The sequence below is a fragment of the Raoultibacter massiliensis genome, assembly GCF_900199545.1.
GTDB lineage: Bacteria > Actinomycetota > Coriobacteriia > Coriobacteriales > Eggerthellaceae > Raoultibacter > Raoultibacter massiliensis.
The window spans coordinates 168,597-190,902 of the sequence record NZ_LT962671.1 but is presented as its reverse complement, the minus strand read 5'-3'; the positions used below and the strand labels follow the sequence as shown (position 1 = coordinate 190,902).

Here is a 22,306-nt window from a genome sequence, read left to right as displayed (position 1 = left end):
GGCGGCCCGGGCGCGGCGAGCCCTCGGGAAGGCTCCCGGCGAGGCAGGGCTCGTACGCGAGCAGCTGCGGGGAGAGCTCGTGTGCCGCCAGGAGAGGCAGCAGCTCCTCGGCGCGCATGCCGAAGGGCCGCCAGAACCCGGCGAGCCAGAACGGCATGCTGCAGAGCATGATCGGGAAGGCCGCGTCCGCGACGTCTGCGTGCAGGCCCAGGTGGACGAAGGCAGCCGCCCCGACCGCGTTGCCGAAGCCGAGCGACACGCATGCGAGCGTGCGCAGGCTCATCTTCCCGACGATCTTCTCCTCGTACTCCCCGATGTCCTTCTGCACCGGTATCCGGAGCGCCATCCGCGACGCCCCCTATGCCGGCAGCCAGGACGTGTCCAGCTGCCCGAAGTAGACCGACGCGGCGATGATGATCGCGCCGCCGGCGATGGTGGATATGGCGGTCGCGATCTGCGGGCCGCCCTGCTGCTCCCTGATGGCCAGGCCGAGCGAGACCGCTCCCCACACGACCAGGAAGCCGCCGAGGAAGGTCACGCAGCCCGACACGAGCTTGATGACGTTTGCGAGCATGCTGCTCTCCTTTGCATTCGGTTGACGATGTTCCTTGCTGCTCCTCCCCCGCGGCGGGGGAGGCCCGCGCCCGGCGCGGCCCCGTCACGAGTCGCCCTCTTTACGCCTGCGGTACTCGGCGAAGTCGAACGGGCCGCGGCGGGCGGCCTCCTCGAGCAGGCGCGAGCGCGGGTGGCGCTCGAGCCGGTACTTCCGGTCCATGAGCGGCATGCACCCGTTCACGAGCACGAGCGCGTCCTCGCGCGGCATGCGCGCCACCTCGGCGGGCTGTATGAGGTCGCGCTCGGAGATGCCGCGGTTCACGGTCCGGGTCCAGCCGGCGCCCCGCGAGTCGCTCTGCGTCTCGCTCGCCACCGTCTGCTTGCCGGCCATCTTGCTGATCTCCTCGTTGGTCTCGTTCGCCTTGCCGCCCAGGTAGAGCAGCGTGTCGCAGGCGTTCACGATGGTCTCGGCGTTGTTGTCGCCGTAGGTCTCCTTCAGCTGCGAGAGCGACTGGGCGATCATCGAGACGGCGATGTTCCTGCTGCGGGTGACGGCGATTGTCCGCTCGAAGTCGGGTATGCGCCCGATGTTGGCGAACTCGTCGAAGACGAAGTGCACCGTCGTGGGCAGCGAGCCGCCGTGCGCCTCGAGCGCCTCGGCGCAAAGCGCGCTCACGGCCGTGTCCATGAGCAGGGCGAACAGGAAGTCGAAGGTCGAGTCGGTGTCGCTCATAGACGCGAAGAGCGCGACCTTGGCGCCCTCGTCGCCCATGTGGGCGAGGTCGAGCTCGTCTTTGGAGGTGAAGTCGCGCANGTCGAGCCGTCCGCGCCTCCACGGGAAGCGCACAAGCTAGCCGCGCCGGCGCCTGTCCCTTCCGCCGAGGTAGACGGGCCTGCAGGTCTGGGAGATTCTGCTCGCGATCGCCTCTGCCGTTACGCGCTCGCCGCGCCTTGCGAGCCTGTCCGCCAGCGCGCCCGGCGCGTAGTTCGACGTGACGATGGTCGGGCGCATGTCCTCGTAGCGCGCGTCGAGCACGCTGAACACGGTGCCGACGGACCATTCCGTCGCGTCCTCCTTGCCGAGGTCGTCGAGCACGAGGACGTCGCACTTGGCGTACCGCGCGACGGCGGCCTCGGTGCCGCCCTCGTCGAACGTGGCCTTCACGCGCTCGAGCATGCCCTTGGCCGTCGTGAAGGCGACGTCGTAGCCGGCCTCGGCGAACAGCCTGGCCATAGCGGAGGCGGCGTGCGTCTTGCCGGCGCCGACGCCCCCGTGTATGTAGAGCCCGGCGCCCNAGCGATCCGCCCTCCGCCGAGGCGCCCTCGCGCCTGACGTAGCGCTCGCCGGTCTCCAGCTCGCGGAACACCATGTCGAGCGGGCTCATGTAGCCCGGGTCGTCGCGTGCGTCGGCGAGCGAGAGCAGCGTGAGCAGCCCGTCGAGGTTTCGGTCGGCGGGCTCGCAGTGCATGACGAGGTAGGCCGTGAGCGCGGTGTAGACCAGGCGCTCGGCCTTCTCCCAGTAGGGGTCGCCCTTGTGGTCGGCCTCGCCCTCGGTGTTGGCGACGATGCCGCGGGCGAAGCGGATGACGCCCGCCTCGTCGCGTATGTAGGCTATGGGGTTGAAGCGCATGGAGCGCGTGAAGTCGATGGTGTCGAACGCGCGGATCTCGTAGCCGAGCTCCGCCAGCGCGCCGCCCATCTCGCGGATGAGCGTGCCCTTCGGGTCGGTCACGAAGAAGCTGGCGTTGGCCTGCAGGAGGTTCGGCTTGACGTAGTAGCGCGTCTTGCCGGTGCCGGGTCCTCCAACCACGAGCACGTTGTCGTTGGTGTCGGTGGAGAGGTCGAACCTGCGGCTCACGAGGCGGATGCGCGCGTTGTCNGAACCCGGCGAGCCAGAACGGCATGCTGCAGAGCATGATCGGGAAGGCCGCGTCCGCGACGTCTGCGTGCAGGCCCAGGTGGACGAAGGCAGCCGCCCCGACCGCGTTGCCGAAGCCGAGCGACACGCATGCGAGCGTGCGCAGGCTCATCTTCCCGACGATCTTCTCCTCGTACTCCCCGATGTCCTTCTGCACCGGTATCCGGAGCGCCATCCGCGACGCCCCCTATGCCGGCAGCCAGGACGTGTCCAGCTGCCCGAAGTAGACCGACGCGGCGATGATGATCGCGCCGCCGGCGATGGTGGATATGGCGGTCGCGATCTGCGGGCCGCCCTGCTGCTCCCTGATGGCCAGGCCGAGCGAGACCGCTCCCCACACGACCAGGAAGCCGCCGAGGAAGGTCACGCAGCCCGACACGAGCTTGANGCTGCGCCAGCGGCTCGGGAGCCTTCTCGTGCAGATGGGCCCACTCGCCGCTGCGGCACTGCTCCGGCGTCGCCTCGCACATGTCGCGCATGGCGCGCTCGAACCTCTCGGGCTCCTGGGCGATGGCACCGAAGCTCCAGCTCTCGAAGCCGGTCCACGCGTCGCCGTCGCGCTTGAGCGTCCACCACTCGTCGCCGCCGTTCACCTGCTGGATGAACGCGAGGTCGCGGTAGCAGAACCCCTGGCGTATGGCCCAGTTGCCCGAGCCGAGCGCCTCGCGGAGCCTGTCAACGCTGTCCGTGCGGGAGAACTCGTAGGGGTACCCCTCGAGGAACGGGTCGTCCTGCCAGTCGAAGCCGCCGACCTTGAGCCAGCCGTTCTCCTGGCACTTCTCCACGAGCTCTTCGTGCTCGCGGCCGGTTATCCTTTCGAAGCCGTCCATGGGCCCTCCGCCTTTCGTTTGTTGCTTGGCGGGCGGCGTCCTCGCGATGGGGGCACGGTGCGAGTCGGAGCAGGCGTGCGTGCTGGCGCGCCGGCGCCGCCCAAGACGTGTATAGCGATTTCGATTGCGGCGGCGACCGGGGCCGCCCGCGATGGGTCGAGCTGGGTCGAGCCGTCCGCGCCTCCACGGGAAGCGCACAAGCTAGCCGCGCCGGCGCCTGTCCCTTCCGCCGAGGTAGACGGGCCTGCAGGTCTGGGAGATTCTGCTCGCGATCGCCTCTGCCGTTACGCGCTCGCCGCGCCTTGCGAGCCTGTCCGCCAGCGCGCCCGGCGCGTAGTTCGACGTGACGATGGTCGGGCGCATGTCCTCGTAGCGCGCGTCGAGCACGCTGAACACGGTGCCNGGGCGGCGCCGCAGTGCGGGCACGTCCTCGGCTCCGGCTCGTCGAAGGAGAGCCCGGCCGCCCGGGCCTGCTCCAGGGTGATGAGTCCCGCTCGGTCCATCGGGCGCCCCTTCCTTATCTTCTGAAGTCTTCGTTATCCCTTTTTGATATTGGGTGGCATATCGTCAGGGGTTTGCCTGACATCTCGTCAGGGGTTCGGGCTGCGAACCCTGACGGTTCGTCACCCTTGTTCGCGGCGAACCCTGTCATTTCGTCACCCTTTCGCGCCGGGAACCCTGACGAATCGTCAGGGGTTGCCAGCGCTCCGGGCGGCAGCCTCTCGCGCACGATGCGGTACCGCTTGGTGGCGTGCCCGCGCGCCGGGGCGTGCACGCCGCATTCCTCGATGAGGCCCCGGTCGAGCAGGTCGCGGATGGCGCGGTGGGCGCTGCGCTCCTGCACGCTGAGGAAGCGGGCCAGGCCGCCCTTGCTCTCGAAGTAGTCGCACCCGGCGTCGCAGAAGCCGAAGATGCGCGCGTAGACGAGCAGGGGAAGGCCGGAGAGGCCCAGGTCCGCCATCATGAAGTGCCGTACCGCCGTGAACTCGCGCGGGGAGGGGCCGTCGCGCCCCCTCGGGCCTGCGGCCGCCATCGGCGCTAGCCCCTTCTGGGTGAGCCGACGACNTTCGCGGCGAACCCTGTCATTTCGTCACCCTTTCGCGCCGGGAACCCTGACGAATCGTCAGGGGTTGCCAGCGCTCCGGGCGGCAGCCTCTCGCGCACGATGCGGTACCGCTTGGTGGCGTGCCCGCGCGCCGGGGCGTGCACGCCGCATTCCTCGATGAGGCCCCGGTCGAGCAGGTCGCGGATGGCGCGGTGGGCGCTGCGCTCCTGCACGCTGAGGAAGCGGGCCAGGCCGCCCTTGCTCTCGAAGTAGTCGCACCCGGCGTCGCAGAAGCCGAAGATGCGCGCGTAGACGAGCAGGGGAAGGCCGGAGAGGCCCAGGTCCGCCATCATGAAGTGCCGTACCGCCGTGAACTCGCGCGGGGAGGGGCCGTCGCGCCCCCTCGGGCCTGCGGCCGCCATCGGCGCTAGCCCCTTCGGGGTGAGCCGACGACGCTGTTTCGCTCGCCCCATGCGACGAGCTCGTCGTGCAGCACGATGCCGTCGCGCGTCTTGCCGCCGATGTAGCGGATCGGGAACGGGTCGTCGGGGTCCTTGGCGAGCCGGTACATTGCGTCGCGGCTGATGCGCAGCATCGCGCACGCCTCGTCGGCGCCGAATATCGCGTTGGTCGATGCGATGAGCCTCACCTGGCTCCTGCTAATGCTCTTGGTCATGGTCGTCCTCGAGCTCCTTTCGTCTCGAGGCTTTCTCGCATGCCCGGCCGCGGTCGGCTCCCGGGGCGGTCGCCGCCGTCATTTCCTGCCGCTCCTCGACTCGATGTAGGCGTCCACTGACGCCCTCGACACCAGGAGCTTCCTGCCGAGCCTGTACGAGTCGACCTCTCCCGACCAGATGAGGTCGTATGCCTTGTTTCGGCTTGCCCTCATGTACTCCTGCATCTCGATTACCGTCATCCATTCGCCGCGATCTTGGTTGCCCTCGGGCGCGGCGCATTCGGCTGTGCGTGCCATGGTTCCTCCAATCTTCCCGTGCGGCACCGCGCGAGCACACCGCACGGCACCGTGTCCCTTTTCGTCTGCGCGACGATTGAACCGCCTGATGGCGATTGGTGGGCACGGCGCGAGCGGAGACGGGTCGAGGTGGGTCGAGCTGGTCGGGCCTTCACGAAACGGCCATGAGCCGCATGCCTTAGCTCGCGGCTAAGTCCTTGAAAAATCAGGGCCACCCGCATAGCGGGTGGTTTGCTCTTAGGGCATAACCCGTGGAAGGCCGGCGCGCGCCTAAAGACGCCGGCCTTCACGCTGTTCAGGCCCTATTGCCCTTGACCCGTGGCGAGCCGGTCGAACCGGCGGGCCCCGGCTACTTCTTGAACGGGTCGGAGTACTCCTTGACGCTCAGCTTGTCCAGCGCGATGTCGGCGGCCTCCTGCTCCCTGATGTACTTCGCGATGGCCGCCTCGTTGAGCCCGACGGTGGAGACGTAGCAGCCCTCCGCCCAGAACCTCCTGTTGCCGAACTTGTACTTCAGGTTGGCGTGCTTGTCGAAGATCATGAGCGAGCTCTTGCCCTTCAGGTAGCCCATCACGCTCGACACGCTGTACTTCGGCGGTATCGCCAGCAGCATGTGCACATGGTCGGGCATGAGGTGCCCCTCTATTATCTCGACGCCCTTGTACACGCAGAGCCTCCTCAGGATCTCCCCTATGTCGGACCTGATTTGGCCGTAGATGGCCTTTCGCCTATACTTCGGCGTGAACACGATGTGGTACTTGCACATCCACTTCGTGTGCGAAAGGCTGTAGGCTTTGTTGGCCATAGCCGAACACCACCCTTCCTTCTCGGATTCTTGACGGCCTGAACAATCGTCAATATCCGGCGGGAGGGTGGTTTTGTAAAGCAGGTTGTCGTCCGCCCGCATAGCGGGCGGTTTACTCGGCGCGGCTACGCGCGCGCCAGACTGAAGTCATTAAGTAAAAGGCGCCCATGCGGGCGCCTGCCTAGTGGCTGGAGTTGTTCGGTTGTGGTTGGAATGCCTCTCTTCCGCGGTGCTGTCGTCCGGGGTCCGGCATCTGTCGTTCGCCTCTTCTGTCGTGTTTGCTGTTGCGTGTTCTGCGAGCGACCTTGCGCGGGCCTGCCGGCCCGTTGCCCCAGGTGCACCCGGGTAAATGGTACCCATGCGTTGAGACATAATGTGGCTAATAGGATGATTATGCTGCAAAGGGATGGGTGGGCGGTGAAACTGGTTTTGCGCCACCAGCCTAAGCAGTTGTGGGTAAATCAATCAGCGTTTCAACGATGTCCTGCATTCATGTGAATACAGGCGAATGCAGGCCAATGCAGGACGATCTTTGCGCCAAATAGAGCCTACCCATTGAACTTGATGCCGAAATCAGCGACTTTCGACAAGAATCTCTCGTTATCGCGATTGGTGAGAAGCTTCTTTTGCATATATCCTATATATTCAATATTATTAATTCCTTCACGCCCGCGATATTTTCCAACTTCCTCACCCTTCAAGGTAGCACTGAAAATAACCTGATTAGGGAGATCGATAAACAGGGGGAGCACACGCTCCTCCCTTCCCGTCGATAGTTCTTCGGCGCGAAAAGAGTCAATAACAATAGGTAAACCGTGATGTATGTGCTTGGCAAGTGAATAGGTTTTTGCGAGAAAGAACTCGGTAGCTTCGCTTCCAATATAGGGACTGTTGTTGGTAGTAAAAAGGTCCGCGTAATCTTCGACGGAATCACTTTCATTAATTGTGCGGCGCACATCCTTCATAGTGGCTAGCACGGCCGCATTGAAAGCCGCTCTGTCCTCGCTAAGCTCTTTATCAATTGTTTTTGCATCTTTGAGCTGTTCGTCGATACCGTCGATTTGGTCCGAGATATTGGTTATCTCTCGATCAATTGCTTCAAGGTCGGCATAGTCCTGACGTGCAGCAAAATATCCTCCAGGGTTATTTCCCTGGAATCCGCAAGCTTATTGAATTGATTTTGGAGTTCGCGAATCTCCAGGTCGAGCTCTTCGATCTCCTTTTGATATGCGTCGATCTTACCTCACTTTTAGAAAATGAAAATCGCAATATGGCGAACCATTTCCTAATGTGCCAGTTCGTTCAAAACGAATTTTGGGTAATAAACCTGAAAAAGAAATATCATCATTTTCACAATACACACAACATAACTCTGGACAATCATACATTTTTGTTAGTTCCCAATAAATGCAATTATGCAAATTGAAGTGTATCTCTTTGCCATTACATTTAACCCATTCCGTTGTCCAACCGTCATCGGGAAAATTTTTTCGCATATGCTTTTTTACACCTAACCGATAGATGGTATATGCAAAAGGCATACTTCCTAACTTTTTCATTTCTTCTTTTTGAACGTTTGCGGCTTTATGGGTTTCGTTTCTAACATATTCTAACGCTTCATTTTGGTTTATACCCTCTCCTCGAAGTGCCTTGTAATAAGCCAACGTTGGAAATAGCTTTAATTGCAAATGATTTTGAATTGCGGCGTTATTGCGATAGTCGGCGTTATTCAGAAGTTCTTGATAAATTTTTTCTGCTTGCTCAAAAATCAGCTTTTCTTTTTCTTGCCCAAACTGTTGAATACAATCCACTTCTAAAAAGGGAAGCGTAGTTTCATTTAGTTTCATCATCATTTCCTCCCTTGAAGTGGCCTAAACCTTTCAAAATCTTTACAGCAACCTCTTTCATTACATCAGCTTTGACTACAGCTATTCCTTGTTCCTCATCGCCTAAAACGAGTAGCGTGTCTCCGGGATTTATGTCAAATATTTCTCGCGCTTCTTTGGGAATGACAATTTGTCCGCGCTCCCCAACCTTAACAGTTCCAAATATGTGCTTTCCTTTTGGCATGGACATTGTGCAGCATCTCTCTAATGCATACTTTTCATACTTGCATGAAAAGTATGCACCACTTCAAGAAAACTGTCAAATCGCCTTTACTGATTACGGAATAATGGGGATAGCCGTCTTTCATATTGTGGTGTTACTTTATGGCACATGAGCATTCTACCAGGGGATGTTGCAGCTATGAGATCCGCAGACGCCATCAAGTCGATACTCGAGGAACAAGGCCGTTCCCAACGCTCCCTTGCCATCGACCTCGGTCTCACCCCGCAGGCGCTAGACCAGCGCCTAAAGTCGAAGACTATGAAGGTGGAGACCTTATGCCAAACGGCGGCGCAGCTCAATTACTCTGTGAAGCTGGTTCCGAACGATGGTGGCGAGAGTATAGAGATCGAGGGTTAACCGATGGACTCCGTCGAATCGCAACTTGTAACGTTATCTAGGGGCATCGAGGAGACATCTAATGCTGGATTGAAACGACCCGATTCCGTTCCACTTTGATAACGGGAGTCGGGCAGATAACGTTCGACTATGAGAATGGATAGGACCGCCTTCGAGTCGTCGTCGGCGGTTGAGGAGTTTGAAAAACCCGGGTCGCGATGCCCGGGCTTTCTCGTTCTCCTCTACTATTCGGTTTTTCCCGGTCCGCGTGCGCCGGCTCCCGCCCAGCGCGGGCCGACCTGGTGCGGCGCGACTTCACCAGCCCCGTCCCCACCTACAAGCCCGTCGGCGACATCACCTACCTGCGCACCGCCGCGCATGGCAAGGCTCACATGAAAGCTGGTGAAGTCTCGGGGTATCACAGCGAAGTGAGGTGAACCACAACCGGCTACAACACGGTGAGCCATCCGGAGGAAGGACGCTGGGAGACCAAAGTCATCGGCGGTCACTGGGAATAGGCATAGCAGGCCGATGCTTCACAAGTGCCGAAGATTGGTCCGGTAGCTGCGCAGGCGCTCCTCGCCTATGTTGCTGATGACGGAATCGATGGCATCTATAATCTGTTTGCGGTGATAAGGCAGGCTTCCGCGTAGCATCACCGGGTTCGACGCCCCGAGCATGGCGAACTCGGCCGGGATATCGAGGAGGCGCACCAGCTCGCGGATCTCCTCATATTTCTCCACCTCCGTCTCTTCCTCCCACTGTCCTTCCTCTATCTCGCGATAGAGTTCCGAGCTTTTGTAGATGGTGAGCATGTTCGCACCTATGAGCCAAGGATGTGTTTGGTTGCAGACTTCGGCTGTGGCTCTTGCGCCCACGATGCCGCGTCCCTTGCCGCTTATGCCCGCAAGGTAGAAGAACGCATAGCCGATGCCTGCCGCATCAAGCCGTGCGCATTGCTCGACGATGTCTTTCGATTCGTAGCCTTTATCCATGAACGCTAGCGCCTCGTCGTCCCCCGTCTCGATGCCTATCGTCAAGCCGTCGAAGCCCGCCTGTGCAAGTGCGGCCAGCTCCTCATCGGTCTTTTGCGTCACGTCGGTCACGCGGGAGAAGCAGCCTATGCTCTTTAGCCGAGGAAAAGAGCGGTGGGCAAGCTCGGCAATGTCCAGAAGATGATGCGCGCAAGCCGAACGGATTGGCACCGGCGAGAAATATGCGGCTCGCGTTCGTCTCGTCAAGCCCGAACAAGTGCTCTTCGGCCTTGTGGAGCGGGTCGTGGAACCAGGTCTGCGCCTCGAGCAAGTCTGCCTCCATCGTCTCCAAGGGCGTCCGTCGGAACTTGAAGGGCAGATCCTCATAGAGCGTGCAGAACTTGCACTTGCGGTGCGTGCATCCTGCCGTCGCCTCGATGATGAGCGAGTCCGCCTCGTAGGGCGGCCTCCAGATGGTTCCCGTGTAATGCATATCAGCCTCCTAGTTTCGCCTTGTGGGATGTTTCAATGCAATCATCCGCATATTGCTGCTATCTTTGAAGTACTGTCTTTTTATGGAGCGCATCAAGGAGGGAAGAGTGGTACGAAGGCAAGGCGTTGAAGTGGAGAGGTGCAAGTCCGTCTCCACCATCCAGCGCATGATCGGCGGCAAATGGAAGATCGAGATACTGTTCTATGTGGCGCTCAAGGACGTGCGCCATTTCGGGCAGCTTCGGCGCTGCATCGGCAACATCTCCGAATCGACGCTCTCTAAGCAGCTCAAGGAGCTGGTGGACAACGGCTTTCTAGAACGGATAGATTACGGCGAGATCCCGCCACGGGTGGAATACACGCTGACCACGCGAGGCGAGAGCTTCGTGCCCATCCTTCTTGCCATGAAGCACTGGGGCGAAGAGGAACTGGGGCTTTAGCTTTTGCATTCATGAAGCGGTGCGGGATTTCAGCCTCTGGAAAGGACCTCGAATGTCTGTCTTTCCATCCGAAGCAAAGCTCCTCTTCCATTGCATCAAGGTAGGTGATGCTATCGTCAGAAGGTTTTCCGCAATGAACTTTAAGATAGCATTCGCATTCAGCATCATGATGGTCGGCAAGCCAAGCGCGGTACTCCTCGCGATTCTGAGCAACGCAGGCGTTTCGGGGAGTTTCGTCTCCTCGTTTTGTCGGCATGTTGTGCATTTCCTCGATTGGCACAGTCCTCTTCTGTCGAATCCATTTTCCTATTGTCATTTGTGCGGTTAGTCAATGGTTTACGACTTGGTCACTTGCACTAGGTATTCGAAGAAGCGCCTGCATTCCGTCGCGTACATGTTGAGGGTGCTCTGAGTCAACGCCGAGCGCATGGACGCCGACCATGCCGCGACAACCTTCATGTCGGCGGCGAGCATCTCCGTGGGCCCTCCGCAATGCCGGGCGAAGGAATTGACGGCCGCTTTCATTTTCCTGGGATAATAGCCCATATTCGCGCAGCATTCGTCGATGCGTTCTTGCAGCTCTTCATCCGTCATTTTCGCACCGATCGCTCACCCTGAAATACCAGCGCCGACACAACGTTCCACTTTAGGAATAGATGGAAACGGGGCGCGAAACCAGATAGAATCGTGTAGGAAAGGTCGGCAAACGGTTACGACAAAAGTCCGAAGAGGCCGGATTTTCGAAGTCGAACGTTATCGGATTTCCGCGGCCTTCAGGCGGTTCTCGAAGTCGAACGTTACGTTTTCGACGGCGGCCTAATTAAACGTTATGAGATGAGAAACGACCAACCGATGGACTCGGAGCTTGACCTGTTGCTTCCTGATACCGAAAACGACGCGGGCGGGCCCCAGGGCGCCCCGCGAACCATTGAGCGCTCGCCGAGAAATCTTATCGGAGAGGCTCGCTTGGCGTTCGACGCCGGTTTGCTAATCTCATGCCTGACAGTTCTGGTCACCATTCCGGATGTTTGCGCGAACCTGATTGACCCCAGTAATAGAGATGGACAGCGAAATTGGTGCACGAGGTATCTCGGGTTTCCTAGTACCCCTGTGGTTGACGACATCGACAGATCTCGCAAGCAAAGTCGAGACCATATCGAGCGAACGATGAACGCGCTCATACGGGAAGACAACTTCACCGCATCCGATTTCTGCCAGCTGCGAAACGCCGTGCTCCATACCGGATCTTCGGTCGTTGACGGCGCGGGCGCAAAATACTCGCCGTTCCATTCGATCGGTATACAGGTCTTCGACAACGACAGCCAGCTGGTCGTCGGATATGGATCCACCAGCTCACCAGAGTCGGATGGGGTTGAGAACGACTGCCGCATAAAGATCAGCATCAACTTAACTGCCCTGCTTGCGCGCATGGAAAGGGGCGTTGAAAGGTTTTTGAGCGAGTATCCTGAGCTCGATAAGGAGAAAGGGAAATGGGAGTACCTGACTTGGGGAATCGTTGATTTTCGAGCTCCGATCCACTGAGGGCTCCTCTGTTCGTGAAGAGAAGCGAAGGAGCCTTATCGAGCAGTGCCAAAGCGTGATTAGGGGCATGCGCGAAGCCGCCTGCGACGATTCTTTCAGTCATCGCTCTTGCGTATCCCTCCTGATCTGCGGGAACGCAAGACGATAAAGCCACAGGCTACAATTCACTTCGCTAAACAGGCGCCAAAGAGGGAAAACAGCCGTTTTGGCATCCCTTTCGAGCGGTTTCGGACCTCAAAGCCTTGCCGTTTTTGTCCCCGGGACAAAAATGAAACTGCGGGCTCGCGGTTTCGAAATAGTTTGCGAATTTGTCCCAGGGTTTGTCCCAAACGCCTACGCGAGGACACGCGGAGGGATTCGACGGCAAGGTGGACAAAACCGACAACCAAACTAGACCCAATTGGAATGGCGCCGCGTCAAAAGAGCGTGAAAGAGTGGGAATAGAACAGACGTTCGATTCTGTGTTATAATGACTGCCAATGGGCGCGGTTTCCTTCGAAGCCCCGCCCATTGCTATATTTGAACTGATATCGGCGAAAACCTAAGCTCATGGAGGGCTGTTGCGATGACATACGATTTCAAGAAGGAGTTCAGGGAGCTCTACAAGCCGTCGAGCAAGCCGAATGTCGTAACCGTTCCGCCCATGAGCTACGTCGCCGTGCGGGGCAAGGGCGATCCCAATGCCGAGGGCGGCGAGTGCCAGAACGCGTTGCCGCTGCTCTACGGCGTCGCCTATGCCATCAAGATGTCGAAGAAGGGCCCGCGGGAAATTGAAGGCTATTTCGACTTCGTCGTGCCGCCGCTCGAGGGCTTCTGGTGGCAAGACCGCGCCGATGGCGAGATTGATTATGCGCGGAAGGACGACTTCAGCTTCATCTCATGCATCCGCCTGCCCGATTTCGTCACTCGCGAGGATTTCGACTGGGCCGTTTCGGAAGCCGCCGCCAAAAAGAAGCTGGACTTCTCGGCGGTTGAGCTGCTGAGGGTTGACGAGGGCCTTTGCGTTCAATGCATGCACACCGGGCCCTACGACGGCGAACCGGCAACCATAGACGCCATGCGCGCATTCGCGGCGGAGCAGGGCTACGCCCCCGACTTCTCCGAATCCCGCCTCCATCACGAGATCTACCTCTCCGACCCACGCAAGTGCGCGCCGGAGAAGCTCAAGACCGTGATCCGCCATCCCATCAAGGCGATGTAGCGAAACGAGCGGCGCCGCGCGCTCCGGCTTTTGGGGTTTAGCAATTGCCGGTCCATGTTAATCGGGCAGGCTGCCCAGCCTCCCAGCGAAAACTTGCGCGGACCGTGGGCATATTGCCTTCTCGGTTTCGAAACTTTCAAATAATTAGAGTTTCGAAACCGAGAAGGAGCGAATGATGACTTGGGTAGACCGCAATGCATACATGGAGCGGCTTTGGGCACTCGAAGGCACCCGAAACATCAAAGTGATCACGGGGATGCGCCGCTCCGGCAAGTCCGAGCTTATGAAGGCGTTCTCCGCCTCTGTTGCTCAGAAGGATCCGTCCGCCAACAACATCTACATTGACCTGCTGGATCTCGACAACGAGCCGTTGCTCGAGTACCACGGTAAGCGCCATAACTGCCGCGTAGGGTACCCGAAGACTTCCTAGGAGGTCTCCTGGAGGAGTCCTAGGAGAGCTTCGGTTTCTAAGCGTGGTGATGGCGCAATCGCCATATGAGCAGGCACGGGTGATTGATGCCGGCGACGATATGCAGACCCGCGGGAATCTACGCCCGGCGCTTCCTCGGCTCGGGCAGCTCCTGAAGCACGCCCTCCACGATGGTGCGCACGGCGGCTTTGTCCTCCACGTCCACGAGCAGCATCTCCGCAGCGCCCTCGTAGGGCACGGCGGGCACCGAGAGCAGCGCGCGCGAGGACTCCGTGCTCTTCACCAGAAAGCGGTCGTCGTAGACGCCGCCGAAGAGCTTGCCCGACGCATAGAGCAGATACTCGCCCATCATCTTCCGATGCGAGACCTCCGGCACGTCGGCCAGCAGGTCGAGGACGTATTCCAGGTATTCTGCGCTTGACGCCATGCGATGCCCCTCCCTTAATTGACCCAGGTATCACCCGTCTCCTACAGCGAGTGAATATAAAAATAGGGCAGAGTCGCTTGCGCAAGTCCGCCCCTAAAACCGTGAAGGTTTTGCTATCTGCAGGCTATTCTACCAACCCGAGCGATTCTGTCAACCTGCGAAGAAACTCGAGCGCGGAGCGAGCTGCGGCGTCGGGCCCCTTGTCGGGCAGCGCCTCGGTTTCGCCGTCGGCCCTGGCGAACATCTCGGCGAGCTCGGATGCGGCGCGCGAGCGCGAGGAGCCCTCGGGTACCAAGCCGGAGTGCGCCACGAGCACGGTCGCGACCTCCTGCATGGCCGTATTCCCCATCCACTTCCTCCTGGTCGCCTTGGGAATTCCCACGGCGGCGACCCTTCGGGAGACGCCGCTGGACGCCGAGCCCCGGGCGGCGCCCCTCTCGGCGAAGCAGTTGATCAGGCACGAGCCGTGCGCGGCGCAGTTGCGGACGGACTTCACGCGCTTGAGGTCGTAGTGGGAGGCCTCGAGGCGCCTGTCGCCCCATCGCCTGGCGCAGAAGCGCACGAAGTCGATGAGGGTGCCGAACGAGGTGAGCTCAAGGAAGGCCCAGGCAGGCATGTCGCCGGAGTACTTCGCGTAGAGGCTCGAGCTGTAGGGGCTGCGGCCGCTCATCTTGAGCTCGCGCAGGCGGTACTCCCTGTTTGCAGTGGTAAGCGATGCCATGTAGTCGGCCACGATGGCGTAGCCGTCCTCTCCGCGGTCCTCCATCTCGCGAAGCAGTGTCACCTTCTGGAAGTGCTCGATGTCGAGCGTCATGCCGAGCAGGGCGTGGCGTAGCTCCTGGTCGAGCGCCGCGAGCAGGCGCAGCTGGCCGAAGTCGAGGTCTACGTAGCGGCCGTCGCGCGGGCCTCCCTCGTATTTCGAGAAGAGTTTGCGGTAGGATGCGAGCTTGAAGAAGTTGCACTTGTCGCGCAGGTAGTCCGTGGCCTCTTCCTCGGAACACAGCTCGAAGGCTACGCCCTTCTGCTTGAGGTGCTCTATCTGCTGCTCGATCGTGAGGATCGGCTTCCTATCGTGTAGGGTTCGGCCATGCTCGTTCTCCTGTCATAAAAAGTATTGCCTATTTTACCAGCATGTTCTCGACATTCGGTGGAGGCCTCATCGTCGACTCATGAGCAAGCCGCCTGATACGACTCCCTTTCCCTGCCAGCAGCGCAGTCGCCTGACCTGCGGCTTTGGAATCGCGTTGGAAGCCGCCCGCGACCAATCATTTGCAGTTGTTGCGAGTGGCTTGCGCGTGATGCTGCGGTTGAGTTTCAGAAACGGGCGATTCCGCCCAATCGGGCACCCGAATCACGGCCGGAAGCTCCTTTGGGACAAAAACAAAAACTCAAAGCCCTGAGTTTGAAAAAAGTTTTTGAGGTTGTCCCAACTTTTGTCCCCGAAGCCGACGAAACGCGACATCGCGTCATTCGGCGGCACGCGTTCCGTGTCGATGCCGAAAACTGGGTGTAACTGGAATGACGGGACGGCAGAACCGACGCCATCGAGTGGGAATAGGGGGACGCAATGACAACTTTTCATTTTCAGCTCGAAGATAATGAAAAGAGCGAACTCATTACAGAAGAAGACTATGTTTCTACAGCGGCGTCATGTATTGAAAGTGGAGACTCTTTTTACCGCTTTGTATCCATTGGCATGACCCATGATGTGAGCTTGATGGTGAGCGCTGCCGCTGAATCATGCATGGCATTTGCTTGTGAGTTGTATTTGAAATCGTTTTTGTATATGAATAAAAAACATCCAAAAAGAATGCATGATCTAGATAAGCTATATGATGCGCTTGATCAAGAGATCCGAGACGAGATTTACGCGTTGCATCCAAAAGGTAATTGCCCCGTCGCGCATTTACCTGATTACTTTTATCTTCAGATTCGAGAATGGAGAAAGGGATTTGAAGTTCTCAGGTATCAACACGAACTTAAAGGTCATGCCTGTAATGTCCAGTTCATCATGGAACTAGTAGATACTCTAAGAATCGTTGCGGCAAAACGATGCATCGAAAAAATCACCACTTGTAATACTGATTATATTCATGCGCCAAAAAAGCTCCCTCTTTTTATGCTTTCGCGCACATGTGCTGCAATGGGCTTATACACGTGCTTGACTGATAGTGCAGCATTTCAAGTGATATGTCGCGGGATCGACCCCGACATATATCCTTCAATTAAAGAGCTATAGAGGTACCGGAGATTCGATTTATTGTCTGGCTTTCTGTTTTCGAGCTTGCAGGGCTAAGGCGCCGTGCACAAAGGAAACGCCTTCGATTTGCTCGGCGAAAATGCGGTATTCCGCCATCGACCAAAAGTTCATCTTCTCGGCCCTCTTCTTTCCCATCTTGCGAAGACCTTTCATGGATTATGCGTCAGCCGATAGGAGTTGGTCGCATGGTTCAGGATCGCATCGAGCTAGTTGTTAATGGTTCTGAGATAGGTCGGCGAATAATGCGATCCGTCTTTCTTTCGCATGACGCGCATCAGCTCTTGCTATAGCAGTACGTCTTGAGTGGAGAGCTCCTCGATAAGCGTTGCCCCAAGATAAGGTTCAACCATACCTTCAAAAGCTCCTGCTTGGTTTCCCATGCGCTCGCAGCCATTATCGACTTGATGTCACAGGTGTAGACTTGAAAGAACTCGGAGAGAGTCAGCGTCCGTAGGCTTGATTCAGATTTGAGGCACCGCTCTCATTCCTCCGTTTGCTCCCTGGCTTTAAATCCGCATTTTGTCATTCTCTTGGGCGTGTCATTGGCATCTTTAAATCGACATGACGAGATTCAGCAATTACCCGTTTTGGCCTGTACGCAGTCATTGCGTTTCCTTTCCTTAAGGATGATCTGACAAAGTTCAAACTGCTATAAATGAATGGAAACAAAAAGCGAATGAATTTGAAGATTCAACATGCTGGGAAAGTGTTTAAGTCGACGATAAAATTAGAACTATGTGTTTTAGTTTTTTGATAGACAGATTGAGCAACTGGAATAAGAAGAGCTAGTAATTTGCCCATAAATGGAATAATTGAGAGTTTGTCCGCTCCCATAGAGCATGTTGAGCCTGGAATGTTTTTCCATTTTGATGGTAAGAAGTTAAGCGTCTATCCACATGACCCTTTAGACGAGGTTGAAATAATGGATATCTTTTTCAACGAGACGCAGTCAATTCAGTCTGACTCTCCTAAGGAAGATATCCTGATCAAAGGATCGATAAGGCCGAGCGCCGAAAGCGCTGTTTTCCATGTTTCGCAACGCCCTGGGATAAAGGACCGAGGAATATATTTCGGCGTCGTTGCATATTGGATTATCGAAAATTGTTTCGAGCTTAAAGATGTTTCCATGGTGCGATTTTCGGGCTTATGCGTGGAATCTTTTTGCCCAATGACAAATATTATCCAAATACCTGCGAAGGAACGGTACAGACGCATATAAAAAGATCTACCAGAAGCTGGAGATACACACCAAGCAAGAGCTCATCGATCTCGTATCCGATGGCATGCTGCGCCACTCGGGGAAATAACCGTCAATGGACTCGGGCTTCCAGCTTGGAGATTCACCGTACGGCAAACGGATATCCGTTTGCTGAGCAGGCTGCAAAAACTCGTTGCCGACAAACAAAGGCATATCGCCCGCAACTGCCCCCATCCGATAAGCCGAGCTGTGCAACCTCTAACAAACCCCGAGCGCAACCTCCCCGGAACACGATCCAAGCACGCGAGTAGCCTCCCACGAAGCGCCCTGCACCTCGAGTCGCAGCCCATCGCCGCATCCGCGCACCTCGGCACATCCGAGCGGATCGTTGAACACTCGCATCGAATCGGGGTGCGCGGAGCAGATGAGGGTAAGCCCGTTTTTGCGTGCAAGTTCGATTGCGAGATCGGTGGGCACGGCCTTGGACACGAGGATGGGAATCCCTGCGCGTATCGCCTTCGCTGTCATGTCCGCGGGAGTTCGCCCGCTTGTGAACACCGTTGCCCGCCTGAGGTCAATCCCCTCGATCAGCGCTCTGCCTATCGCCTTGTCGAAAGCATTGTGCCTGCCCAGATCCTCGCAGCAGAAAAGAACCCGATCGCCGAGCGCAACATAGCAGCTGTGCGCGCCGAACGTGCGCCGATGCATGGGCGAATCGCTCGAAAAAACCCGCGCGAGAGAGAACACGTCATCTGCGCTCCAGGGAATCGGGTTCACGGGACGAAGACGGCTCCCTAACTCGCGCTGGAGAGCACCGTGGGTCGCGATCGAGACGGGCTCCGAATCCCTCGCCTCCCCCCGCAGCCTCCTCGACGCCGACGAAGCAAGCGTCACGCGAACCTCCGTCGCATGCCGATTCACGTAGACGCACGCTATATCGCAAACGCCCCCGATGAATCCCTCAGTGAACAAACGCCCTACAACCAGAGCGACAGTATCGGACAAATCGCATATAAGCCGCATCACCGGCCTTCCGTCGAGAAGGACATCCAATGCGCTTTCCGTCTGAACCTCGTCGAACGACTTCTTCCTGCCGCCATCGGCCCCAAGGTGCAGCATGGGGTATCCCGATCTAATCGCATGGTTTCTCTGCACCGAAAGATCTACCGTCTTCATGGGGTCTCCTTGCTCGAACATCCAGGGAGCGCCCAGCCCGCCGCTCGGGAAGGGGGCCAGCGGCAAAGCCGGGCGCGTTGGGAAAGGGCGAACCCGCAGCGGAAAACCGCAACGCCCCACAGCACAACCTGCAGGAGGCATCGCACGGCGCCTCCTGCAATCACACGCGTTTAGGCGTTCGCCTCGTGAGGCAGATACCACACCGAGGGGTTGGTGCTCACATCCGCCTCCAGTTGAAAGCCGTTCGCAGCCTCGGCTTCAGCCTTGATGTCCTCGAGGTCGCCGAACACGCGCGCGCCCGCCGGGCACGCAGCCACGCACGCTTGGGGCTCGCCCGTGCCGTCGATGCGCTCGACGCAGAAGGTGCATTTGTCGACGGTGCCCTTCGGCATATCGACGTACATGACGCTCTCGTACTCGTTGAGCTCTTCACCGAAGTATCCCATGTCGTCCGCACGGTAGTAGCGCGCACCGTACGGGCAGGCCTCGATGCACGTCTGGCACCCGATGCACGTCTCCTTGTCCACGATGACGATGCCGTCTTCGCGCTTGATGCTCGCACCCGTAGGGCAATTCTCCACGCAAGGCGCGATCTCGCATTGCATGCACAGCATCGGCACGATGGTCCGCTTCACATCGGGGAAGACGCCTTCCGTCTCCCGCTCCACATGAGAGCGGCGCACTCCCGGGGGTGTACCGTGCGCTTCCTTGCATGCCACCGAGCACGCATGGCAGCCGACGCATTTTTTCAGATCGATGAGCATTCCGTATGCCATGGAAATCACACCCTACTTCTTCTCGATTTTGACACGAATGAGCTGGTCGAAAGCTGAAACGATATGATCCATGCGCTCGGCTTTCGTACCAGGCAGCAAGCTCACGAGGTTCACGCCCTTGCCGAATGCGATCGACATGGCCTTGCTCTTGCAGTCCCATGTGCCCACCACAGACGAGAGGCATTCGGGATGGATGCCCTCGTTGAGCACGACCTTGCCCTCAACCGAATAGCCGGCGGTCGAGGTGATGACGATCTCGTCTCCGCTCTCGATTCCTTTCGCCTTGGCGGTTGCAGGGTTCATCTCGATGCAGTAGGTCACGCCGTCGTCTTCGTTGACTTCGTTGAGCCAAGGGTTCTCCACCGTCCAGCTGTCGGTATTGGCGGCGTTGGTGTAGTAGATGGGGAACATGTCGAAAGCAGCGTCTTCAACCGGATAGAAATCGCCACCTGGTCGCCATTCGGGCAAGGGAATGTAGTCGTCGGTCTCCCAAGGAATATCGAGCTCGGCAACCTTGGCCTCGACCTTGTCCTTCATTTCGAGCATGAAGTCCCAGTAAAACGGTATGCGCCCCGGAGCGTCGTTCGCCCAGATGTAGACCTCATCCACGGTACGGTCGTGGGTATAGACCCCGCCGTTCTCTTTGAACCAATCGAGCCCGTGCTCCTCGTCGATGTTGGACTTGTACACCGCATCGATGAAGACTTCCTTGTCGAGCTTCTGGGTAAGGTCGGGCATGTACTCTTCTTTGATGCGGTACATACCGGCAAGGGCGCCGATGAAAGCGGCGTTCGACTGCTCGCCCGCGCGATAGCAAAGCTCTCCGTAGATGTCCATGAATCCCGGAACGCCGTCTTTCGGCTCCACGACCGGCTGCCACATGGCAAGCGTCCACGGCTTGGTCATGCCGCCCGGCATGCGATGGTTCATGTACCACTGCGGCAGCACATCCCAGCGCTCGAGATAGGTCGCCTCGGGAATCATGATGTCGCTGAACAGGCTCATGTCGTTCAAGAACAAATCACAGCCCGCAATGAAATCCATCTTCTTGTAAACCTCGGCCTGCTCGTCGGCGTTCGCCCACCATTTGATGGGGTTGCACGCATACCAGAACAGATGCGTTATGGGCTTTGTATGGTAGCGGTCGGGGTCGCTTTGCGCAACATGCACGAAATGACCGTCCTCGGAAAGAGGCTGCAAAGCCGCCATCCCCATGCCTTGGGGCGTATAGTCGCCGTTGTAGATGGTGTCGTAGAACGAATGCGGCGCGCCGAGCATAAGCGACGTGTTGTTGAGGAACCCATCGGGCTCGAAAATAGTAGCGCGGAACCCCGCTTGAGGATTGTCGTCGGTCCAACCGTTGCAGGCGGGCCCGAACCCGATGAAGCCGCCCACGGAATTGCAGCCGCCTATGAGCACGTTGATCATAAGGCAGCTCCATGTGCTCAAAATCGCATGCTTATGGCGGGAGACGCCCGAAAAGATGTCGACCGCCGCAGGGCGATACGGAAGTTCGACGCCATCGACCGTCGTGGTCTGTCCGATGCACGCCGCCTCGCCGAACTCGAGCGCGATCTTGCGCAGCGCATCGGCATCGAGCGTCGTGATGTCGGCCGCCCATTCGGGGGTCATCGGCGCGATGTGCTCCTTGTAAACCTCGAACGCGGTCTTGTACCGCTTGCCGTCGACATCGAACGTACCCTCAAGAGCGGGATCACCCGCCTCGTCGTACGCTTTGGGCTCCCCCGCTTTCTGATCCCAATACATCGACTTCATCGCCTCATCGGACGTGCGCAGCACGCGGCCCGTATCAGGGTCGACCAAAGCGCAGGCGTTCGTGCGCTTGACGAGGAATTCGCGGTCGATGAAGTCGTTCTCGACGAGAACGTTGGCGATCGCAAGCGCCGCAGCCGCATCCGACCCCGGACGAAGGGCCATCCAGATATCGGCCTGCTCGGCGCCTGCGCTCATGTGCGGATCGAAGCTTACAAGCTTGAGCCCGTCACGGCGGCGCTGCGCGAACCGCTCGCACGTCATGGTAAACCCATGGCGGGTCGCAGTGCCCGCTTGGGTACCGAACTGGATCACGTAGTTGGTGTTGTCGTAGTCGGGCATGGCGTTGCCATTGGAGGTGAAAAGAGCCTCCACCACATGGATGCCCGCACCGCAGATGTCGGAAAGGAGGCCTTCGGATGCACCGCACACGCAACCGATCGCAAGCGAGCGCCACACGCTGCCATTGAGACCCGCCACCATAGATGCCCCGCCGACGCATTTGCCTTCGGTCGCCGATGCCGCCTGCAGCGTAGATACGATGGTGTCGTACGCCTCATCCCAGCTGATCTCGACCCAACCCGGATCCTCGTCGAAGCCCTTGTTGGGATTCGTCCGCTTGAGCGGCTTGGTAACGCGGTTGGGATCGTAGAGTTGCATGATGCCCGCTGCACCCTTCGCGCATATGCGCCCGCCGCCGATCGGGCTGTCGGGATTGCCGGTGATCTCCACCAACGTGCCGTCAACGACGTGCGCGAGGATGGAGCAGTTGTTGAAGCACATGTTGCAGGTACTTGGGATCCACTCGCCGTCGTCATGCGACACGGCGCTCTTCACCTGTGCATCCGCTCCCGCCGGTTCGGACCCCTTATCGGATCCCCCCGACGGCGCGCACCCGAGCGCCGTTGCGGCCACGCCCGCACCGACAGCTGCGCCTGCGCCTATCGCGAAGCTACGCCGAGAGATGCTCGCCTCTTTCACCTTCATCTTCTACCTTCCTCTCATCTCGAGCCAAAAGGATTTCCGAACGAATCCGAGCAGAAGA

The 22,306-nt window shown here is 58.6% G+C and carries 25 protein-coding genes and 3 pseudogenes; 6 read left to right on the top strand and 22 right to left on the bottom strand.

Annotated elements, in window-relative coordinates:
• The 14 genes and pseudogenes from C1719_RS04950 to C1719_RS04865 all read right to left on the bottom strand — a co-directional run.
• Nucleotides 1-346: PrgI family protein (locus tag C1719_RS04950; RefSeq protein ID WP_102374117.1), on the bottom strand; the 346-nt coding region annotated here is incomplete at its 3' end.
• Between the two features lie 12 nt (nucleotides 347-358).
• Nucleotides 359-574: a hypothetical protein gene (locus C1719_RS04945; RefSeq protein WP_006234636.1), complete on the bottom strand. Its 216-nt coding sequence runs from the start codon at nucleotides 572-574 to the stop codon at nucleotides 359-361.
• An 84-nt stretch (nucleotides 575-658) separates the two neighbouring features.
• Complete coding sequence (locus C1719_RS04940) at nucleotides 659-1,402, bottom strand: VirD4-like conjugal transfer protein, CD1115 family (protein ID WP_219717809.1); 744 nt, start codon at nucleotides 1,400-1,402, stop codon at nucleotides 659-661.
• A 3-nt stretch (nucleotides 1,403-1,405) separates the two neighbouring features.
• Nucleotides 1,406-1,849: pseudogene (locus tag C1719_RS04935) on the bottom strand (ATP-binding protein); the annotation flags it as partial.
• Between the two features lie 115 nt (nucleotides 1,850-1,964).
• Nucleotides 1,965-2,366, bottom strand: a pseudogene (locus C1719_RS16000) (type IV secretory system conjugative DNA transfer family protein); the annotation flags it as partial.
• Between the two features lie 61 nt (nucleotides 2,367-2,427).
• Nucleotides 2,428-2,649 (bottom strand): annotated as a pseudogene (locus C1719_RS16180) (PrgI family protein); the annotation flags it as partial.
• Between the two features lie 12 nt (nucleotides 2,650-2,661).
• Nucleotides 2,662-2,853 (bottom strand): hypothetical protein, encoded by a 192-nt coding sequence (locus tag C1719_RS04920; RefSeq protein WP_245874370.1) that lies wholly within the window; start codon nucleotides 2,851-2,853, stop codon nucleotides 2,662-2,664.
• Nucleotides 2,854-3,821: 968 nt separating this feature from the next.
• On the bottom strand, nucleotides 3,822-4,337 hold the full coding sequence (locus C1719_RS04905) for a hypothetical protein (protein WP_102374114.1): 516 nt from the start codon (nucleotides 4,335-4,337) through the stop codon (nucleotides 3,822-3,824).
• 439 nt (nucleotides 4,338-4,776) lie between these two features.
• Nucleotides 4,777-5,025 carry a MerR family transcriptional regulator gene (locus C1719_RS04895; RefSeq protein ID WP_102374113.1) on the bottom strand — a complete coding sequence of 83 codons (249 nt, stop codon included), beginning with the start codon at nucleotides 5,023-5,025 and terminating at the stop codon, nucleotides 4,777-4,779.
• A gap of 78 nt (nucleotides 5,026-5,103) precedes the next feature.
• Entirely contained in the window at nucleotides 5,104-5,322 is a 219-nt protein-coding gene (locus tag C1719_RS04885) for a helix-turn-helix domain-containing protein (protein ID WP_102374112.1), read from the bottom strand.
• Nucleotides 5,323-5,671: 349 nt separating this feature from the next.
• A complete protein-coding gene (gene tnpA / locus C1719_RS04880) occupies nucleotides 5,672-6,127 on the bottom strand; it encodes an IS200/IS605 family transposase (RefSeq protein ID WP_102374111.1) in 456 nt (151 codons plus the stop codon).
• 548 nt (nucleotides 6,128-6,675) lie between these two features.
• Nucleotides 6,676-7,092, bottom strand: a complete 417-nt coding sequence (locus C1719_RS04875; protein ID WP_180963481.1) for a hypothetical protein — start codon at nucleotides 7,090-7,092, stop codon at nucleotides 6,676-6,678.
• Nucleotides 7,093-7,365: 273 nt separating this feature from the next.
• Nucleotides 7,366-7,980: an L-2-amino-thiazoline-4-carboxylic acid hydrolase gene (locus C1719_RS04870; protein ID WP_219717807.1), complete on the bottom strand. Its 615-nt coding sequence runs from the start codon at nucleotides 7,978-7,980 to the stop codon at nucleotides 7,366-7,368.
• On the bottom strand, nucleotides 7,961-8,203 hold the full coding sequence (locus C1719_RS04865; protein WP_097770648.1) for an AbrB/MazE/SpoVT family DNA-binding domain-containing protein: 243 nt from the start codon (nucleotides 8,201-8,203) through the stop codon (nucleotides 7,961-7,963). Before C1719_RS04865 ends, C1719_RS04870 begins: the two co-directional genes overlap by 20 nt.
• 171 nt (nucleotides 8,204-8,374) lie before the next feature.
• Between C1719_RS04865 and C1719_RS04860 the strand changes: the two genes are divergently transcribed.
• Nucleotides 8,375-8,593, top strand: coding sequence for a hypothetical protein (locus C1719_RS04860; protein WP_003828964.1), 219 nt, complete (start codon nucleotides 8,375-8,377; stop codon nucleotides 8,591-8,593).
• 515 nt (nucleotides 8,594-9,108) lie between these two features.
• Here C1719_RS04860 and C1719_RS15845 read toward each other — a convergent pair.
• Nucleotides 9,109-9,678, bottom strand: coding sequence for a radical SAM protein (locus C1719_RS15845; protein WP_219717804.1), 570 nt, complete (start codon nucleotides 9,676-9,678; stop codon nucleotides 9,109-9,111).
• The gene (locus tag C1719_RS15840) at nucleotides 9,650-10,039 is read right to left on the bottom strand and encodes a hypothetical protein (RefSeq protein ID WP_219717802.1); all 390 of its coding nucleotides are present in this window, start codon (nucleotides 10,037-10,039) and stop codon (nucleotides 9,650-9,652) included. The genes C1719_RS15845 and C1719_RS15840 overlap by 29 nt, the downstream gene beginning before the upstream one ends.
• Before the next feature lie 130 nt (nucleotides 10,040-10,169).
• On the opposite strand from C1719_RS15840, the gene C1719_RS04845 reads away from it, so the two are divergent.
• A complete protein-coding gene (locus tag C1719_RS04845) occupies nucleotides 10,170-10,478 on the top strand; it encodes a winged helix-turn-helix transcriptional regulator (protein ID WP_245874367.1) in 309 nt (102 codons plus the stop codon).
• 336 nt (nucleotides 10,479-10,814) lie between these two features.
• Here the strand turns inward: C1719_RS04845 and C1719_RS04835 are convergent, their stop codons facing one another.
• Complete coding sequence (locus C1719_RS04835; protein ID WP_102374106.1) at nucleotides 10,815-11,072, bottom strand: hypothetical protein; 258 nt, start codon at nucleotides 11,070-11,072, stop codon at nucleotides 10,815-10,817.
• 573 nt (nucleotides 11,073-11,645) lie between these two features.
• Here C1719_RS04835 and C1719_RS15835 point away from each other — a divergent pair.
• From C1719_RS15835 to C1719_RS04820, 3 genes are all read left to right on the top strand, one after another.
• A complete protein-coding gene (locus C1719_RS15835; RefSeq protein WP_219717800.1) occupies nucleotides 11,646-12,020 on the top strand; it encodes a hypothetical protein in 375 nt (124 codons plus the stop codon).
• Between the two features lie 565 nt (nucleotides 12,021-12,585).
• Nucleotides 12,586-13,221 (top strand): GyrI-like domain-containing protein, encoded by a 636-nt coding sequence (locus tag C1719_RS04825; RefSeq protein WP_102374104.1) that lies wholly within the window; start codon nucleotides 12,586-12,588, stop codon nucleotides 13,219-13,221.
• Between the two features lie 175 nt (nucleotides 13,222-13,396).
• Complete coding sequence (locus tag C1719_RS04820) at nucleotides 13,397-13,651, top strand: AAA family ATPase (RefSeq protein ID WP_180963480.1); 255 nt, start codon at nucleotides 13,397-13,399, stop codon at nucleotides 13,649-13,651.
• Between the two features lie 118 nt (nucleotides 13,652-13,769).
• Here C1719_RS04820 and C1719_RS04815 read toward each other — a convergent pair whose 3' ends face one another.
• Nucleotides 13,770-14,078 (bottom strand): TfoX/Sxy family protein, encoded by a 309-nt coding sequence (locus C1719_RS04815; RefSeq protein WP_102374103.1) that lies wholly within the window; start codon nucleotides 14,076-14,078, stop codon nucleotides 13,770-13,772.
• A 124-nt stretch (nucleotides 14,079-14,202) separates the two neighbouring features.
• Entirely contained in the window at nucleotides 14,203-15,051 is an 849-nt protein-coding gene (locus tag C1719_RS04810; protein WP_245874570.1) for an Abi family protein, read from the bottom strand.
• 594 nt (nucleotides 15,052-15,645) lie between these two features.
• Here C1719_RS04810 and C1719_RS04805 point away from each other — a divergent pair.
• Entirely contained in the window at nucleotides 15,646-16,317 is a 672-nt protein-coding gene (locus C1719_RS04805; protein WP_102374101.1) for a hypothetical protein, read from the top strand.
• A gap of 1,477 nt (nucleotides 16,318-17,794) precedes the next feature.
• Here C1719_RS04805 and C1719_RS04795 read toward each other — a convergent pair.
• The 3 genes from C1719_RS04795 to C1719_RS04785 form a co-directional block, all read right to left on the bottom strand.
• Complete coding sequence (locus tag C1719_RS04795; RefSeq protein WP_180963479.1) at nucleotides 17,795-18,712, bottom strand: formate dehydrogenase accessory sulfurtransferase FdhD; 918 nt, start codon at nucleotides 18,710-18,712, stop codon at nucleotides 17,795-17,797.
• Between the two features lie 170 nt (nucleotides 18,713-18,882).
• Nucleotides 18,883-19,488, bottom strand: a complete 606-nt coding sequence (locus C1719_RS04790) for a 4Fe-4S dicluster domain-containing protein (RefSeq protein ID WP_102375927.1) — start codon at nucleotides 19,486-19,488, stop codon at nucleotides 18,883-18,885.
• A 12-nt stretch (nucleotides 19,489-19,500) separates the two neighbouring features.
• Nucleotides 19,501-22,248 (bottom strand): molybdopterin-dependent oxidoreductase, encoded by a 2,748-nt coding sequence (locus C1719_RS04785; protein WP_102374098.1) that lies wholly within the window; start codon nucleotides 22,246-22,248, stop codon nucleotides 19,501-19,503.
• Nucleotides 22,249-22,306: the final 58 nt, after the last annotated feature.